Consider the following 16,860-nt stretch of genomic DNA (forward strand, 5'->3'; position numbering starts at 1 on the left):
CATTAAACTCCTAACTTCCACGACAGCGTACGCAGCAAATCAGCAAACACGCCCGCTGCGGTAACATCATTCCCTGCACCATACCCGCGCAGTACCAGCGGAATCGGCTGATAGTAGCGGCTATAGAACGCCAGCGCATTTTCACCGTTTTTCACTTTGCACAGCGGATCGTTGCCATCTACTGCCTCAATTTTAACGCTGCAGTGACCATCTTCTGCAATCGCTCCGACAAAACGCAACACTTTGCCTTCATCGCGCGCCTGAGCGACGCGTGCTGCAAAGGCATTATCCAGCTCCGGCAGACGCTCCATAAACTGATCCGCATCCGCCAGTTCAGTCAGGCTGGCAGGCAGAAGCGGCTCGATGGTGATATCGCTCAGCTCCAGCTGATGCCCCGCTTCGCGCGCCAGGATCAGCAGCTTGCGCGCCACATCCATTCCTGACAGGTCGTCACGCGGATCGGGTTCAGTAAAGCCCATCTCGCGCGCCAGCGTGGTTGCCTGGGAGAGCGACATCCCCTCATCCAGTTTGCCGAAGATAAAAGAGAGCGAGCCGGAGAGAATGCCGGAAAACTTAATCAGTTCATCGCCCGCGTTCAGCAGGTTCTGCAGGTTTTCAATCACCGGCAGACCGGCACCGACGTTGGTATCATAAAGAAACTTGCGACGCGACTTCGCAGCGGCAGCCCGCATCTGCTGGTAGTAGTTCCACGAGGAGGTGTTCGCCTTTTTATTAGGCGTCACGACATGAAAACCTTCGGCAAGGAAGTCAGCATACTGGTCGGCCACCGCCTGACTTGAGGTACAGTCGACGATCACCGGATTAAGCAGGTGATACTCTTTTACCAGCCGGATCAGACGTCCGAGGTTAAACGGCTCGCGCGCCTCACTCAGCGCCCCTTTCCAGTCTTTAAGGTCGATACCGTGGACGTTGGTCAGCAGCGCGCGCGAATTTGCGATCCCGCAGACGCGCAGATCGATATGTTTGCCTTTCAGCCACGCCTGCTGGCGATGCAGCTGATCCAGCAGCGCACCGCCGACGCCGCCGACGCCGACAACGAACACTTCAATCACCTGATCGGTCGCGAACAGCATCTGATGCACAACGCGCACGCCGGTAGTCACATCGTCATTGCTTACCACGACAGAGATTGAGCGTTCGGAAGAGCCCTGGGCGATCGCCACGATATTAATATTGGCGCGTGCCAGTGCCGAAAAGAATTTTGCGGAGATGCCGCGCAGCGTACGCATGCCATCGCCTACCACCGAAATCACCGCCAGCTGCTCCAGCACATCCAGCGGATCGAGCAGGCCCTCTTTCAGCTCAAGATGAAACTCCTCTTCCAGCACGCGCCGCGCGCGCGCCTGCTCGCTCTGGGGTACGCAGAAGCTGATACTGTATTCGGAGGAGGATTGGGTGATCAGCACTACGGAGATGCCGGTGCGGGACATCGCAGCAAACACGCGCGCGGCCATGCCCACCATGCCTTTCATTCCGGGGCCGGAGACGTTGAACATCGCCATGTTGTTTAGGTGGGTGATGCCTTTGACCGGATTTTCGTCATCGCTGCCCTCGCCGCCAATCAGCGTACCGGGCGCCTGCGGATTAGCGGTGTTTTTAATCAGGCAGGGGATCTGAAACTGTGCGATCGGCGCAATGGTACGCGGGTGCAGAACTTTGGCGCCAAAGTAGGAGAGCTCCATCGCCTCCTGATAGGACATCGACTTCAGCAGGCGTGCATCGGGCACCTGACGCGGATCGCAGGTATAGACGCCATCGACATCGGTCCAGATTTCGCAGCAGTCAGCGCGCAGGCAGGCGGCCAGTACGGCAGCAGAGTAGTCGGAACCGTTGCGCCCCAGTACGACCAGCTCGCCTTTTTCGTTACCGGCGGTGAAGCCAGCCATCAGGATCATATGATCGGCCGGGATCTGACTGGCGGCAATGCGCCGGCTGGATTCAGGGATATCCACTGTGGACTCCAGATAGTGTCCCACGGCCAGCAGCTTCTCAACCGGATCGATCACGGTCACCTGATAACCACGCGCCTGCAGCAGCGCCTCCATAATGGCAATCGACAGCTTTTCACCCCGGCAGATGATAGCAGCATTGACCGCGTCCGGGCACTGCCCCAGCAGGCTGATACCGTGCAGCACCTGCTTAAGCTGAGCAAACTCCAGCGCAACAAAGGTATTGATGCGCTCAGCGTCAAACCCCGGCTGGGCGGCCGCAAGCCCCTGCAGAAGATCGGCAAAAATGCGCTCGGCGTCGCTGATATTCGGCAGGGGATCCTGGCCGCTGATGGTTTTTTCAATCATCGCCACCAGGTGATTAGTAATTTTTGCGGGTGCAGAGAGCACGGTGGCAACCTGTCCCTGCTGCGCATTGCTTTCCAGAATGTCCGCTACGCGCAGAAAACGCTCTGCGTTTGCTACTGAGGTTCCGCCGAATTTCAGCACTCGCATGGTTAAAACTCTCCTGAATTTTTGCCGAAAAAAAAGCCCGCACTGTTGAGGTGCGGGCTTCTTTTTTATTTTTTCCTGTATGCGTCAGCCCGCACCGTTACCTGTGGTAATGGTGGTGGTAATAATTGTTGTGGTGTTCAGGCTGTCGTTACGCATTAAGATTTTTCTGTCTGTCTTTGTCTTGTCCGTCTGCCTTCCAGAAGTAAAGCAAAGCGCACGTTAAGTCAACGAATTTGTCTTTTGCCGCTGAACCTGCAGCCGGGCAGTGCTGCGCTGGATCGGGTAAATGGTGTTGCGATCGTTCAGCCCCGAGGCAAGATGCCCGATCAGCAACTATCTGTTCAGGATTTTGCCGAGTAATGCTCTGCCAGCTTTTTTTCCACATCGTGCAGCAGCCGGTGCAGCATTGCGCTGTCACGCTGCTCCAGCAGACCGATGCGTTGATCGATCCAGTCCACCATCTTGGTGTCATCGCTCACCTCAAGCGTCGTGAGCAGCTGCTGAAAACGCTGACGCAGCGCCTGCAGCTGCAGCGCATTGGCCGTTTCTGCCGGGGTGACGGTGACCTGATTAAGCGAGGCGAGCTGATAGCAGTAGACCATTACCGCCTGTCCCAGATTGAGTGAGGGATAATCCGCCGCCATAGGAATACCGGTCAGCAGATCGACCTGATCCAGCTCCTCGTTCGTCAGCCCGCTATCTTCACGACCAAATACCAGCGCAATGCGCGGCAGCCACTGTCGTTTTTCCTGCAGAATAGTCTCTACCTGCACAGGCGTGGCATAGTAGCGAAACTTCGCCCGGCTGCGCGCCGTGGTGGCAACAGAAAAATCGACATCGGCCAGCGCGTCACTTAGCGTGGCATACGTCTGAACATTGTCGAGGATTTCACCGGCGCCGTGCGCAACGCGCCGCGCCGCCGGATCCTGCCACGCATCGCTGGCGACAATGCGCAGCTCTGTAAAACCCATGGTTTTCATCGCGCGGGCAGCGGCACCAATATTTTCCGGACGGGCGGGTGAAACTAAAATCAGGGGAAAAGACATAATTTTTCCAGTAGCAAATTAACACTATGCGCTATGGTGGCATGCAGCGAAAAAAATACCAATTGTTATGCAGTGATAAAGCAGAATGTTAATAATGTTAAACTGCCGGAATAAATTGTACTGATGGCATTTATCGCGATCAGGCAGATATTATGCGCTTATAAAACATAAATCCTGTTAATTCATAATACTACGCCAGCTATTTATGCATTTTGCATAGGTTTAAAACCGCGGGCTAAATGTAGCGAAAATGCTGCTTTTTGTGAGCTAAGCTGGCAATACAGGAGAAGTTTTTCATAAAAGTGTTAACGTGCTACACTTGCTTTTGATATAAGTCAACGAAGCGTTGTTTTTATGCTTATCGGTTGTTGCTGGTGCTGTTAGGTTGCTGTTAATGCGGTTAGGATAAACGCTATTCCGATCCCAACGGGGCGCACAGATATTCATTCTGACCGGCTGAGCTGACACTGAAGTTGACCTGATGGATGGTATATTCCGAAGATTATTTCGTACTCCGGCTGCGCACACGCCTTTATTCTGTCGCGGCAACGGCGGTACGCCCTGTTTTCGATTTGTTGGCAAATTTTAGGTAGCAAAACATGCAGACCCCGCACATTCTTATCGTTGAAGACGAACTGGTCACGCGTAACACGCTAAAAAGTATTTTTGAGGCGGAAGGTTACGTGGTCTATGAAGCCACTGACGGTGCTGAAATGCATCAGGTTTTAACAGACAATGACGTAAACCTGGTGATTATGGATATCAACCTCCCAGGGAAAAATGGATTGCTGCTGGCGCGCGAGCTGCGTGAACAGGCAAACGTCGCGCTGATGTTTCTGACCGGTCGCGATAATGAAGTGGATAAGATCCTCGGCCTGGAAATTGGCGCTGATGACTACATCACAAAACCTTTTAATCCGCGTGAGCTAACCATTCGCGCGCGTAATCTGCTGTCGCGCACCATGAACCTGGCGATGCCGGGTGAAGAGCGCCGTCAGGTAGAGAGCTACCGCTTTAACGGCTGGGAGCTGGATATCAACAGCCGTTCCCTGATCAGTCCAAACGGTGAGCAGTATAAGCTACCGCGCAGCGAGTTCCGCGCGATGCTGCACTTCTGCGAAAATCCGGGCAAAATCCAGACGCGCGCCGATCTGCTTAAGAAGATGACCGGTCGCGAGCTTAAGCCGCATGACCGTACCGTGGACGTCACAATTCGCCGTATTCGTAAACATTTCGAGTCAACGCCCGATACGCCGGAAATCATCGCCACCATCCATGGTGAAGGCTATCGCTTCTGCGGTGAGCTGCAGGATTAAGTTAAACAATAAAAAAACGCCCGTTCGGGCGTTTTTTTTGGCTGCTTTAGTGCCACGGCATAATGGGCACTGCGCTTAGCGCGTTTTTCGGCGATCCATCCACAACCTTATCTGAGTAGCTCAGATAGACCAGCGCATTGCGTTTCTGATCGAAAAAGCGCACCACCTGCAGCTTCTTAAACACCAGCGACGTCCGCTTACGAAACACGACTTCTCCCTGCGCCTTGCCTTGTGCAATTTTCTCGCTAAGCTCTACAGGCCCTACCTGCTGGCAGGAGATAGCCGCATCCGATGTATCTTCAGCCAGCCCCAGGCCCCCTTTGATACCGCCGGTTTTAGCCCGGCTGATATAGCAGGTGACATTTTTCACGTCCGGATCGTCGAACGCCTCGACCACGATCTTATGATCGGGGCCGAAAATTTTGAATACGGTGTCAACAGAGCCGATCTCCTCCGCCAGCGCGACGGGAGTGAGCATAAAAGTTGCCAGCGTGACTATAAGAGCGCGATTTATTGTCATTGGGTTACCATTGCAAAGGAAAGAGATGTGGCGATAATGTACCGTCACCAGATCAAAGTACCAAACCTGAACGGGTTATCACCCGCATTGATATAGCACAGTTGATCAACACACAAGCGCCGCGCGTTTGTGCATTTAGTGCTATTATTCGACGACTTCATCGTTGCGCCACCAGAGAGTTATGAGGATGTTTTATGGACCAAGCCGGTATCATTCGCGATTTGCTTGTCTGGCTGGAGAGCCATCTGGATCAGCCGCTTTCACTTGATAACGTTGCACTGAAAGCGGGTTACTCCAAATGGCACCTGCAACGGATGTTTAAAGAGGTCACCGGACACGCCATCGGGGCCTATATCCGTGCGCGTCGGCTCTCCAAAGCCGCCGTGGCGCTGCGTCTGACCAGCCGCCCTATCCTCGATATCGCTCTGCAGTATCGCTTCGATTCACAGCAGACATTTACGCGCGCGTTTAAGAAACAGTTTAATCAGACGCCCGCCTGGTATCGCCGCTCGTCCGAGTGGAACTCTTACGGTATCCGTCCGCCCATTCGTCTGGATAACCAGCCCGTGCCGGAAGCACAATTTGTCACGCTGCCGGAGACGATTCTGGTAGGCCAGACGCAGAGTTATACCTGCGCGCTGGAGCAGATCTCCCGCTACCGTGATGAGATGCGCGTGCACTTCTGGAAACAGTTCCTGCTGGAAACCGATACCGTGCCGCCGGTGCTTTATGGTCTGCATCAGGTGCGCGCCAGCCATGAGAAAGATGATGAGCAGGAGATCCTCTATACCACTGCGGTACCGGCCGATCAGCAGGCGCTGAATATGCAGTCAAACCAGCGCGTGACGCTGGAAGCGGGCGACTACGTGCAGTTCAGCTATGAAGGTCCGCGCGTCGCGCTGCAGGAGTTTATCCTGATGCTCTACGGCACCTGCATGCCGCTGCTGGGGCTGATCCGTCGTCAGGGGCAGGATATTGAGCGATTCTATACCCACGGCGGCAAAAAGCGCAGCGAACCGCCTGCCGATATTCGCTGCGAATACCTGATCCCGATCCGCCCGCAGCCCGTTAATTAATCGCCAAAGCACCTCGTCGGGCGCATTAACCCGGACGCCATTAATGGCGCCCCTACATTTCCTGTAGGGGGCGCATTAATGCGCCCCTGGCCGCGGTAAAAAACGTCATCACGTTCCGTACGCCCATTAATTCGGGCGCCATTAATGACGTCATCACGTTCCGCACGCGCATTAATCCGGGCGCCATTAATGACGTCATCACGTTCCGCGCGCGCATTAACCTGGGCGTCATTAACGACGCCCCTACATTTCCCGTAGGGGGCGCATTAATGCGCCCCTGGCAGCTCATCCAGCGCAGGGGCATCCAGATGCGAGACGTCGCCGGCGGTCTCTACGATCCAGCCAGACGCCAGCCAGGCACTCTGCTGATGATCCACGCGTGAAATCGAGCAATTACGCAGGCGCAGGCGTCGTTCCGCATGCGCCGGTAAACCCAGAATGGTACTCACCAGGGCACCCAACGCCATACCGTGGCTGACCAGCAATGGCCGGCTGCCGGCTGGCAGATCGAGGCAGGCGTTCAGCGCATCATGCATGCGCGCCGCCAGCTCGCTCATCGACTCGCCGCCGGGAATGCGCCCCGCTTCGGTGCCATCCACCAGCGCCTTGCGCCAGCGCTCCTCTTCCGCCGTCAGGCCATCAAGCGGACGCTGCTCCAGACAGCCCATATTCAGCTCGCGCAAACGTGCATCCAGCGTAACCGGGCAGCCGCAGGCGTCAGCGATAATCTCTGCCGTACGCCGGGTGCGGCCTAAATCGCTGGCAATGACGTGCGTAATGCCCAGCGTTTTCACCCGCTCACCGACCTGACGCGCCTGCTGTTCACCTTTATCCGTCAGAGCACTGTCGGACTGCCCCTGAATGCGTCGGGCCGCATTCCAAACCGTTTCACCGTGACGAACAAGATAGACCTGTAACATGCGTAATTTCCGTTATACTGCGACAAATTTGCCTTGAGGGTTCAATCAATTATGTACCATGTTGTCGCAGCCACCACCAATCCGGCAAAAATTCATGCGGTTGCGCTGGCGTTCAGCGACGTATTCGGTGAGGGATCCTGCCATATTCGCGGGGTAGCGGTCGAGAGCGGCGTGGCGGCGCAGCCGCTTAGCGATACAGAAACGCGCAGCGGCGCACGTCAGCGCGTGATTAATGCCCGTGCGGCCGCGCCGGAGGCGGATTTCTGGGTGGCTATTGAAGCGGGCATCGAAGGCGACTGCGCGTTTGCATGGATGGTAGTGGAAAATGCACAGCAGCGCGGTGAATCACGCTCTGCCAGCTTTACGCTGCCGCCGGTTGTGCTGGCAGGATTAGCAGCCGGGCGCGAGCTGGGCGATGAGATGGCGCGCCTGACCGGGGTCGACAATATCAAACACAAGGGCGGCGCGATCGGCGCTTTTACGCAGGGCCTGCTGACCCGCTCCAGCGTCTATCATCAGGCGCTGATCCTCGCACTCTGCCCGTTTACTCATCCGCTTTATCAGCAGTAATCAGCCGCGATTCCAGCCAGCGTCTGAGTTCGGGTGGCGCCTCTTTCAGGCTGTTAGAGCCGCGCGTTATCGTCGCAATGCCCACGCCCAGCTCGTTTTTCAGTTCGCGCTGGCTGATATCGCCGTTGATTAACGCTTCGATAATGCGCAGCCGCGTGCCGAACGATTCACGTTCATCGGGCGTCATCATCAGCTGCAGCATCGGCAGCGCCACGTTATCGGCAAACGCATGCTGCATCAGGTCGATAAAACGCAGCCAGTGATCGTCAGCGGGCTGCTCAGAAAGGGATGAAGGCATAGTGGCTTCCGTACTCATTAACGAGTACGGAAGCATAGCACACTCAGTAACGCTGATTCCACTCGCTGTCGCTGAGAATCTTGTCAGGTTTCCCCATGAAGTAACGATAGTAGGCGTCATACGCCAGCACGTTCTTCACGTAGCCCCGCGTTTCAGAGAACGGAATCGTTTCAATAAAGGCCACGGCGTCCAGTTTGCCTCCGCTGTTATTACGCCAGCTGCGCACCCGCCCCGGCCCGGCGTTATAAGCGGCGGAGGAGAAAATGCGGTTCTGCCCGAACTGCTGATAGACATACTCCAGATACTGCGTGCCAATCTGGATATTGGTTTGCGGATCAAGCAGCTGGCTGCTGTTTACGTAGCCGGGAATATTGTACATTTTCACGGTATGCGCGGCCGTGGCTGGCATCACCTGCATCAATCCGCTGGCCCCGACCGGGGAGCGCGCTTTCGGGTTCCAGGCGCTCTCCTGGCGCGAGATGGCCATGGCGTAGCTCGGATCGATCGCCTTATCACCGGTGTATTGCTGATACAGATTGCGCCACGCCAGCGGGAAACGCTCTTTCAGGCTATCCCACATTTTTGCGCTAATCGTGGCCTGCACGCTCAGATCCCACCAGTCCTGCTGGTTCGCGTAGTGCGCCAGCATCTGCTGCTGCGTGCGGGTTTTACTGACGATCAGGTTTGCCCACTCGCTGCGCGCCAGGTTATCCATGCCCCAGTACATCAGCTCGCGTACGCGCGCCATCTCCGGTCCCTGCACGATGCTGTTGTCCGCGGCCGGCGCGTCATCAATCTTCAGCGGATAGTCGGTGCCAAGGCGCTGCGCCGCCACCATCGGATAGAACCCGCGCTGCTGCATCAGCTTACGCAGAATCTCATCGGCTTCATCTTTGCGCCCCTGCGCTATCAGCAAATCCGCCTGCCAGTACTGCCACTCATCTTTTTCTTTCGCTTCCGGCGGCAGGCGCGCAATCCAGGTGTTGAGGCCACGGCGATCGCTTTCGCTCAGCGCAAGGCGCACGCGACGTTCGATAAGCGCGGTGGATTCACTGTTCATCACCACGGCATCGCGCCAGCGCGCCTGCTCTGAGGTCAGGTCAGCCCCCATCATGCGCCATACCACCGCCTCTTTCAGATCCTGCTCTTCTGCCTGACTCATCTTCTGCGCTTTAACCAGCTGCGGGATCATCATGCGCGCGTTATCCATATCTTCGCGCGCCACGCGCGCAAAGGCGTAGCTGGTGGCCATACGGGTAAAGTCGGTCGGCCCCAGCGTGGCGGCAAACGTCGTTACGGTCTGCGGATTCTGCTGCAGGGCCAGCAGTGCGCTGGCGGTGGTCTGGTAATCCGCCGGCAGCATTTTTGCCAGATAGTTTACCAGGCTGTCGTTACCCGCTTTCATCGCCAGGCGGATACGCTCCAGAATGGTGATCGGCGAGAGCTGGCCTGATGCCTGCCAGACTGAGAAGAGCCGGTCGCAGTCAGCGGGCAGTGCCGATCCGCGCAGCCAGATACTTTTCGCGCCGGTAAACGCCGTCTGCTGCTGGCCGGTGGCCCATTTAGCGTAGTACCAGTTGCAGCGCGCCTGCACCGGCTTCGGCTCATCCGGACTGAAACTCAAAATTCCCTGCCAGTCCTGCCGGTGCGCCAGCACGTTCACAAATCGCGTCTGCAGCGATTTGGCCGGCGGCAGCGTCGGATACTGCTGAATAAAGTTTTTGATCGCCAGCCCCGCTTCCTGATCGAGATCCTGCGCCAGCAGGCGATACTGCAGATAGGGATAGAGCGGATAATCCTGCAGCGTCGGCATCAGCTGCTCAACCTGGTCCATCTGTTTGTTATCCCAGGCCTGCTTGATCTGCGCATAGCGCTGTCGTTGCTGATCCAGCGAGTCGGCCCATACGCTGCCTGCCGTGCTGACCAGACACATCCCTATCATCCAGTTACGCCACTTCTCCACTCCGCTCTCCTCTCTGCTTCGGTCCAGCGTATGCCGGGCTCCCTTCATGCTAACCAGGGCTTTCGTCTCTCGCCACGTTCTTAACAAAATTTACCTGACGAACAGGCTCCTGCCCCCCTGACCCGCCTGTGCACCTGCAACGCAGTTTACGCCACGGCGCCTTTAAGGCTACTATTGACCACCCGCTGCTGACGACGCCGCAACCGCCTGAAACCTGTCAGGATTGTCGCGCTCAGAGGCTCAATGGCAAACCGCATCCGCTGCTCTGCGGCAGAACACCACTTTTACCGAGATGCTTATGGAAACCCGGCGCGACGAACGACTCAATAAGCTGGCCCAGGCCCTGAAACGCACCGATAAGCTGCATCTGAAAGAGGCGGCGCAGCTGCTGGGCGTCTCTGAAATGACCATCCGCCGCGATCTCAGCGAATCGGCCTCGCAGGTGGTGCTGCTCGGCGGCTATGTGGTCAGCGATCCGAAAAACCATGCCGGGCACTACTTTGTTTCCGATCAGCACGGGCACAACGCCGCGCGTAAACGGCGTCTGGCGCAGGCCGCCGCCGCGCTGATTCGTGAAAATGATACGGTGTTTTTTGACTGCGGAACCACGCTGCCCTACGTCATCGACGCGATTCCGGACACCCTCGCCTTCACGGCAGTCTGCTGCGCGATGAACACCTTTCTGGCACTGAAAGAGAAGCCCGCCTGCAGCGTGATCCTCAGCGGCGGCGAGTTTCATGCTGATAACGCGCTGTTTACGCCAGTCGGTAACCACTCCATTCTTGATGACCTCTGCCCGGCGCTGGCGTTTATCTCAGCAGCGGGAGTGGATCTGCAGCAGGGCGCAACCTGTTACAACCTGAATGAGCTGGCGATGAAGCACCACGCCATGCTGCGCGCGCGTGAACGGGTACTGGTGGCAGACAGCAGCAAATATGGCAAAGTGCTGCCCGCCCGTATCAGCGCGCTGCACCGTTTCGAGCGGCTGGTCAGCGACAGCGCCCCCGACGCCGCGCTCAGTTCGTGGCTGGCAGAGCAGGCGATTACGCTGCATCTGCCCTGATCGCCGTCAGCGCGTACAATTACGCAGCAGTGCGCCTGACATCACGCCTGTCACGCAAGTTTCACCGCGGCGCGGCTGTGATTAGGCCGTGAAAACCGCTAAACTTCACCATCTGACGTTCCACTATTTACAGACCAAGAGGCTCATCACAACGTGGCTCAATTCGTCTATAGCATGCATCGCGTCGGCAAAGTGGTACCGCCGAAGCGTCACATTCTGAAGAATATCTCTCTCAGCTTCTTCCCGGGCGCCAAAATCGGCGTACTCGGCCTGAACGGCGCGGGTAAATCGACCCTGCTGCGCATCATGGCCGGTATCGATAAAGATATCGAAGGGGAAGCGCGCCCGCAGCCGGGCATTAAAGTGGGTTATCTGCCGCAGGAGCCGCAGCTCAATCCGGAACACACCGTGCGTGAATCGGTTGAAGAAGCGGTGGCGGAAGTCGCTGGCGCTCTGAAACGTCTTGATGAAGTCTACGCGCTGTACGCCGATCCCGATGCGGACTTCGACAAGCTGGCCGCCGAACAGGGCCGTCTGGAAGAGGTGATTCAGGCGCACGATGGCCACAATCTGGAAACCCAGCTCAACCGCGCCGCTGACGCGATGCGTCTGCCGGAGTGGGATGCCAAAATCGGCAACCTGTCGGGTGGTGAGCGCCGTCGCGTCGCGCTGTGCCGCCTGCTGCTGGAAAAGCCGGACATGCTGCTGCTTGATGAACCGACCAACCACCTGGATGCGGAATCTGTCGCCTGGCTGGAACGCTTCCTGCACGACTTCGAAGGCACCGTAGTCGCGATTACCCACGACCGTTACTTCCTCGATAACGTTGCGGGCTGGATCCTGGAGCTGGACCGCGGTGAAGGTATTCCGTGGGAAGGCAACTACTCCTCCTGGCTGGAGCAGAAAGATCAGCGTCTGGCGCAGGAAGCGTCACAGGAAGCTGCACGCCGCAAATCCATTGAAAAAGAGCTGGAGTGGGTGCGTCAGGGTGCGAAAGGCCGTCAGTCTAAGGGCAAGGCGCGTCTGGCTCGCTTTGAAGAGCTGAACAACAGCGACTATCAGAAGCGTAATGAAACCAACGAACTCTTTATTCCGCCAGGCGCACGCCTCGGCGATAAAGTGCTGGAAGTGAAAAACCTCAGCAAATCGTATGGCGATCGCGTCCTGATTGACGATCTGTCGTTCTCGCTGCCAAAAGGAGCTATTGTCGGGATCATCGGGCCGAACGGCGCGGGTAAATCGACGCTGTTCCGCATGATGTCTGGTCAGGAGCAGCCCGATTCCGGCAGCATCGATCTGGGCGAAACCGTGAAGCTGGCGTCGGTCGATCAGTTCCGCGATGCGATGGATAACTCTAAAACGGTATGGGAAGAGGTCTCTGGCGGCCAGGATATTATGCGTATCGGTACCACCGAGATGCCAAGCCGTGCCTACGTCGGACGCTTTAACTTCAAAGGCACCGATCAGGGTAAACGCGTAGGCGAACTCTCCGGCGGTGAGCGCGGACGTCTGCACCTGGCGAAACTGCTTCAGGTAGGCGGCAACCTGCTGCTGCTGGATGAACCAACCAACGACCTCGACATCGAAACCCTGCGCGCGCTGGAGAATGCCCTGCTGGAGTTCCCGGGCTGCGCGATGGTGATCTCGCATGACCGCTGGTTCCTCGACCGTATTGCTACCCATATCATCGATTATCAGGATGAGGGCAAGGTTGAGTTCTTTGAAGGTAACTTTACCGAATACGAAGAGTATAAGAAACGCACTCTCGGCGCGGATGCGCTGGAGCCGAAGCGTATCAAATACAAGCGTATGGCGAAGTAACCTGCTGATAAAAAAGGCGCCTTCGGGCGCCTTTTTTTATTATGCTCAGGCGTTAATTGCCCAGCCGCTCTTTGACCAGCTCCACACAGCGCAGGAAGCGCGCATCGTAGTTGTCCTCCTGCACGTGTACAAACTCAACGTTATTTTCCCGCAGCATGGTCACCAGAATAGACTGAAACTCGCGCCGGTCTACCGAGCTGCCAAGGCTGCGCAAGCCATCCGCCACCCAGGGCACGTTGTTCTCCAGCAGGATCACCAGGTCAAAGCGGTACTCATCGATCAGCGCCTGCACAAAAGGATGTTCGCGTCCTTCATACTTCAGGCAGAACGCCTGAGTGGTAATAAAATCAGTATCGATAAAGGCGACTTTATTCGCGTACTTGACGGCAAAATCGATGTATTGCGCCTGACCGAGCGCGATTTTATCGTAGTCAGAATACTGCAGCGCCATCTCGTCGCCGCCGAGGTGAGAGAAGACGTAGTCGCGGCCATACTCCCAGGCGCTGGTGGTATTAAAGATATTCGCCAGCTTGTTGACCAGCGTGGATTTGCCGCTCGACTCGCCACCCAGCACCGCGACGGTGCGCACAAAGAAAGGCTTCACTTCGGTCGGAATATATTCCCAGTAGCGAAACGGATCCTGACGGATCTGGCTGCCGCTGATGCTCATAAACGATCGATGCGGATCGATCACCCGCGCCGGGATCCCCAGATATTGCTGATACATCGGCGCATCCGGTTCTTCGCTGGTATAAACGCAGTCGGGCATAATCCCCTGCTCTGCCAGAAACGCGCTAACGCCTGCGCTCCAGAGATCCCAGCCGTGCGGATAGGGTTCGATTCCCTCTTCGTTGAATGAGTGAATACGAATGTTTTTCTGGTATTTGAATGTCTGCAGCAGCCAGCGCAGACGATCGCTGATGGTGGGCTGCTGCGACATGGCGCTGTTCTCAAACAGTGCGCGATCGCGCGGCTCGTCGTGGCCCATAATAATATGCAGCTCATCCACCTGACTGCAGGCGCGCTGGATCAGGTAGATATGGCCGGTGTGCAGCGGATAGAACTTGCCAAATACCACGCCCACGGTTTTCTCACGCCGCGGAAACTCCAGCCCGAGAAAGTGATGCAGCGCCGCCAGTTTCTGCGCGCCAGGGCTTTTTATTTTCGCGTTAAGCAGCTGACTCAGGTAGCCCTTGGTCATTCCGCTGGCGTCAGCCACCTGCTGCAGCGTATGGCCCTGCTGCCGAATCGCGGTCTTCAGATAGTCAAATGATGACACTCAGTGCCTCCTGCGGACAATAAACGGCGGTGCGGCCTTTAAGGCGGGGCGCATTAATGCGCCCCCTGCATATCGCGGCGGCGGCATTTATGCCGCCCTGGCGAAATTACAGCTCATCCAGAATGGCCAGCGCATCTGCCAGCTTCTTCGCGCTGTAAACCTTCATGCCATCAATGGTTTTCTTCGGCGCGTTGCCGGCCGGCACGATGGCGCGCTTAAAGCCGTGCTTGGCTGCTTCAGAGATACGCTCCTGGCCACTCGGTACCGGCCGGATCTCACCTGCCAGCCCGACTTCACCAAAGATCACCACATCCTGCGGCAGAGGGCGATCGCGCAGGCTGGAGACCATCGCCAGCAGCAGCGCCAGATCGGCACTGGTTTCCGTGACTTTTACGCCGCCTACCACGTTAACAAACACATCCTGATCCGCCATTTGCAGGCCGCCATGACGATGCAGTACCGCCAGTAAAATCGCCAGACGGTTCTGCTCCAGCCCTACCGCTACGCGGCGCGGATTGCCCATCATCGAGTGATCCACCAGCGCCTGGATCTCAACCAGCAGCGGCCGGGTACCTTCCCACACCACCATCACCGAACTGCCTGAAGTGATCTCATCGCCGCGCGACAGGAAAATAGCTGAAGGGTTGCTGACCTCACGCATTCCCTGCTCCGTCATGGCGAATACGCCCAGCTCATTCACCGCACCAAAACGGTTTTTATGGCTGCGCAGCGTGCGAAAGCGCGAGTCGGCGTCGCCATCCAGCAGCACCGAGCAGTCGATACAGTGCTCCAGCACTTTCGGACCTGCCAGCGAGCCATCTTTGGTGACGTGGCCGACCATGATAATCGCCACGCCGCGCGTCTTGGCAAAACGCGTCAGATAGGCGGCGGTCTCCCGCACCTGCGCCACGCTGCCGGGAGAAGACTGAATATCCGCCATGTGCATCACCTGGATGGAGTCGATAACCATCAGCTTCGGCTCTTCCTGCTCGGCAATCAGGCAGATCTGCTCAATACTGGTTTCCGACAGCATATTTAGGTTGTCCGTGGGCAGTCCCAGCCGGTGCGCGCGCATCGCCACCTGCTGCAGCGACTCCTCGCCGGTGACATAGAGCGTCTTCATGCTCTCCGCCAGCTTGCACATAACCTGCAGCAGCAGCGTCGATTTACCGGCACCGGGGCTGCCGCCAATCAGGATAGCGCTGCCCGGTACCACGCCGCCGCCCAGGACGCGGTCAAACTCTTTAAAGGTGGTGGTGAAGCGCGGCAGCGCCTCAAGGCTGATCTCCGAGAGCTTCTGCACCCGGCTGCTGCCGGCGTTACCTGCATAGCCGCTCAGGCGCTCATTGCGCGCAGCGGCAGGCGAGGCAGCAATACGCACCTCGGTGATGGTGTTCCAGGCGTGGCAGGCGCTGCATTGCCCCTGCCAGCGCGGATAGTCTGCGCCGCATTCGTTACACACGAAGGCGCGTTTTGCCGCTTTGGCCAAATCAGTTCCTCAGTTAACGCTCTTCATGAATCAGGCTGCCGGTCAGGATGCAGAACACCCCCATCAGGTCAGCGTGACGGATAGTGACTTCCGTCTGCTCATTCACTTTAGGTTTAGCATGATAGGCAATACCCAGTGCTGCACGCTTAATCATCGGCAGATCGTTGGCGCCATCGCCCACCGCTACCGTCTGCTGCGGTGCGATATCAAAACGCTGTGCCAGCTGATGCAGGGTATCCGCTTTATATTGCGCATCGACAATCTGTCCGATCACCTCGCCGGTGAGTTTACCGTCGCGCATCTCCAGCTCATTGGCGACGGCCGCCGCCAGATGCAAGGTCTGACGCAGGTGATCCGCATAAAAGGTAAAACCGCCAGACGCAATCGCAACCTGCCAGCCGAGCGCCTGCAGCTTATGCACCAGCGTGGTCAGGCCCGGCATCAGCGGCAGAGTGTCGCGCACCTGTTTAAGGATAGCGGCATTGGCGCCAGCCAGCTGCGCCACGCGCTCACGCAGGCTGGCTTTGAAGTCGAGTTCACCGCGCATAGCCCGTTCGGTGACCTCAGCCACCTGCTCACCGCAGCCCGCCAGCCTGGCGATCTCATCAATGCATTCGATCTGAATCGCCGTGGAATCCATATCCATCACCAGCAGCCCCGGCGTTTTCAGATGCGGGATTTTGCCCAGCGGCGCCACGTCAAACCCGGCGTCATGCGCCAGCCGGGTGGCGCGCGGCGTCAGCGAACCTGCCAGCCGGATCACCTGATATTCGTCAACGTTCCACGCGCTGACAATCACCATGGCGGCCCCCAGCTGATGCTGATAATCGGTCAGCTGCTGTTTATCGAGTCCGCGCCCATACAGCAGCCAGCCCGTGCGGCCGGCACGGTAGTCCAGCGGCATAACTTCATCACCGCTCAGGGAGAGGGGTAAACCCGGCCAGAGAGAGACATCGGCGGGCAGATCGCACCAGGTAAGACGATTTGGCATTACAGCTCCTGTAGGGACAACAAAACCACGCAAGAGGCTACCT

General features: G+C 57.3%; 15 protein-coding genes and 1 other annotated feature. Of the genes, 5 read left to right on the plus strand and 10 right to left on the minus strand.

The features are described 5' to 3' along the window. Positions 1-2: 2 nt before the first annotated feature. From thrA to C1Y41_RS12515, 3 genes are all read right to left on the minus strand, one after another. Positions 3-2,465, minus strand: coding sequence for a bifunctional aspartate kinase/homoserine dehydrogenase I (gene thrA / locus C1Y41_RS12505; RefSeq protein ID WP_104085555.1), 2,463 nt, complete (start codon positions 2,463-2,465; stop codon positions 3-5). 26 nt (positions 2,466-2,491) lie between these two features. Further along, positions 2,492-2,614, minus strand: a sequence feature (Thr leader region). Then, positions 2,550-2,621 (minus strand): thr operon leader peptide, encoded by a 72-nt coding sequence (gene thrL, locus C1Y41_RS20460; RefSeq protein ID WP_071669149.1) that lies wholly within the window; start codon positions 2,619-2,621, stop codon positions 2,550-2,552. (Overlaps the previous feature by 65 nt.) 185 nt (positions 2,622-2,806) lie before the next feature. After that, on the minus strand, positions 2,807-3,511 hold the full coding sequence (locus C1Y41_RS12515; RefSeq protein ID WP_071669099.1) for a tRNA/rRNA methyltransferase: 705 nt from the start codon (positions 3,509-3,511) through the stop codon (positions 2,807-2,809). A gap of 599 nt (positions 3,512-4,110) precedes the next feature. On the opposite strand from C1Y41_RS12515, the gene arcA reads away from it, so the two are divergent. After that, positions 4,111-4,827: a two-component system response regulator ArcA gene (gene arcA / locus C1Y41_RS12520; RefSeq protein WP_039382461.1), complete on the plus strand. Its 717-nt coding sequence runs from the start codon at positions 4,111-4,113 to the stop codon at positions 4,825-4,827. Positions 4,828-4,873: 46 nt separating this feature from the next. On the opposite strand, the gene creA is transcribed toward arcA, so the two are convergent. Then, the gene (gene creA / locus C1Y41_RS12525; protein WP_039382459.1) at positions 4,874-5,347 is read right to left on the minus strand and encodes a protein CreA; all 474 of its coding nucleotides are present in this window, start codon (positions 5,345-5,347) and stop codon (positions 4,874-4,876) included. A gap of 194 nt (positions 5,348-5,541) precedes the next feature. Here creA and robA point away from each other — a divergent pair, with 194 nt between their 5' ends. Continuing rightward, complete coding sequence (robA, locus tag C1Y41_RS12530; RefSeq protein WP_039382458.1) at positions 5,542-6,423, plus strand: MDR efflux pump AcrAB transcriptional activator RobA; 882 nt, start codon at positions 5,542-5,544, stop codon at positions 6,421-6,423. Positions 6,424-6,689: 266 nt separating this feature from the next. Here the strand turns inward: robA and gpmB are convergent, their stop codons facing one another. After that, on the minus strand, positions 6,690-7,343 hold the full coding sequence (gene gpmB / locus C1Y41_RS12535; protein WP_039382453.1) for a 2,3-diphosphoglycerate-dependent phosphoglycerate mutase GpmB: 654 nt from the start codon (positions 7,341-7,343) through the stop codon (positions 6,690-6,692). A gap of 51 nt (positions 7,344-7,394) precedes the next feature. Here gpmB and yjjX point away from each other — a divergent pair, with 51 nt between their 5' ends. Beyond that, positions 7,395-7,913, plus strand: a complete 519-nt coding sequence (yjjX, locus tag C1Y41_RS12540; RefSeq protein ID WP_039382451.1) for an inosine/xanthosine triphosphatase — start codon at positions 7,395-7,397, stop codon at positions 7,911-7,913. Here yjjX and trpR read toward each other — a convergent pair. Together trpR and sltY are read right to left on the minus strand one after the other, a co-directional pair. Next, the gene (gene trpR / locus C1Y41_RS12545) at positions 7,888-8,211 is read right to left on the minus strand and encodes a trp operon repressor (protein WP_039382449.1); all 324 of its coding nucleotides are present in this window, start codon (positions 8,209-8,211) and stop codon (positions 7,888-7,890) included. The genes yjjX and trpR overlap by 26 nt on opposite strands. Positions 8,212-8,254: 43 nt before the next feature. Then, positions 8,255-10,174 carry a murein transglycosylase gene (sltY, locus tag C1Y41_RS12550; RefSeq protein WP_104085556.1) on the minus strand — a complete coding sequence of 640 codons (1,920 nt, stop codon included), beginning with the start codon at positions 10,172-10,174 and terminating at the stop codon, positions 8,255-8,257. A 298-nt stretch (positions 10,175-10,472) separates the two neighbouring features. Here sltY and deoR point away from each other — a divergent pair, with 298 nt between their 5' ends. Beyond that, entirely contained in the window at positions 10,473-11,237 is a 765-nt protein-coding gene (gene deoR / locus C1Y41_RS12555) for a DNA-binding transcriptional repressor DeoR (RefSeq protein ID WP_104085557.1), read from the plus strand. A gap of 153 nt (positions 11,238-11,390) precedes the next feature. After that, positions 11,391-13,058 carry an energy-dependent translational throttle protein EttA gene (gene ettA, locus C1Y41_RS12560; protein WP_071669101.1) on the plus strand — a complete coding sequence of 556 codons (1,668 nt, stop codon included), beginning with the start codon at positions 11,391-11,393 and terminating at the stop codon, positions 13,056-13,058. A 52-nt stretch (positions 13,059-13,110) separates the two neighbouring features. Here ettA and nadR read toward each other — a convergent pair whose 3' ends face one another. The 3 genes from nadR to serB form a co-directional block, all read right to left on the minus strand. After that, positions 13,111-14,337 (minus strand): multifunctional transcriptional regulator/nicotinamide-nucleotide adenylyltransferase/ribosylnicotinamide kinase NadR, encoded by a 1,227-nt coding sequence (gene nadR, locus C1Y41_RS12565; RefSeq protein ID WP_039382440.1) that lies wholly within the window; start codon positions 14,335-14,337, stop codon positions 13,111-13,113. Positions 14,338-14,443: 106 nt separating this feature from the next. After that, entirely contained in the window at positions 14,444-15,826 is a 1,383-nt protein-coding gene (gene radA / locus C1Y41_RS12570; RefSeq protein WP_039382437.1) for a DNA repair protein RadA, read from the minus strand. 13 nt (positions 15,827-15,839) lie between these two features. Then, the gene (serB, locus tag C1Y41_RS12575) at positions 15,840-16,817 is read right to left on the minus strand and encodes a phosphoserine phosphatase (protein WP_104085558.1); all 978 of its coding nucleotides are present in this window, start codon (positions 16,815-16,817) and stop codon (positions 15,840-15,842) included. Positions 16,818-16,860: the final 43 nt, after the last annotated feature.

This window comes from Pantoea sp. ICBG 1758 (assembly GCF_002928325.1).
Classification (GTDB): domain Bacteria; phylum Pseudomonadota; class Gammaproteobacteria; order Enterobacterales; family Enterobacteriaceae; genus Pantoea; species Pantoea eucrina.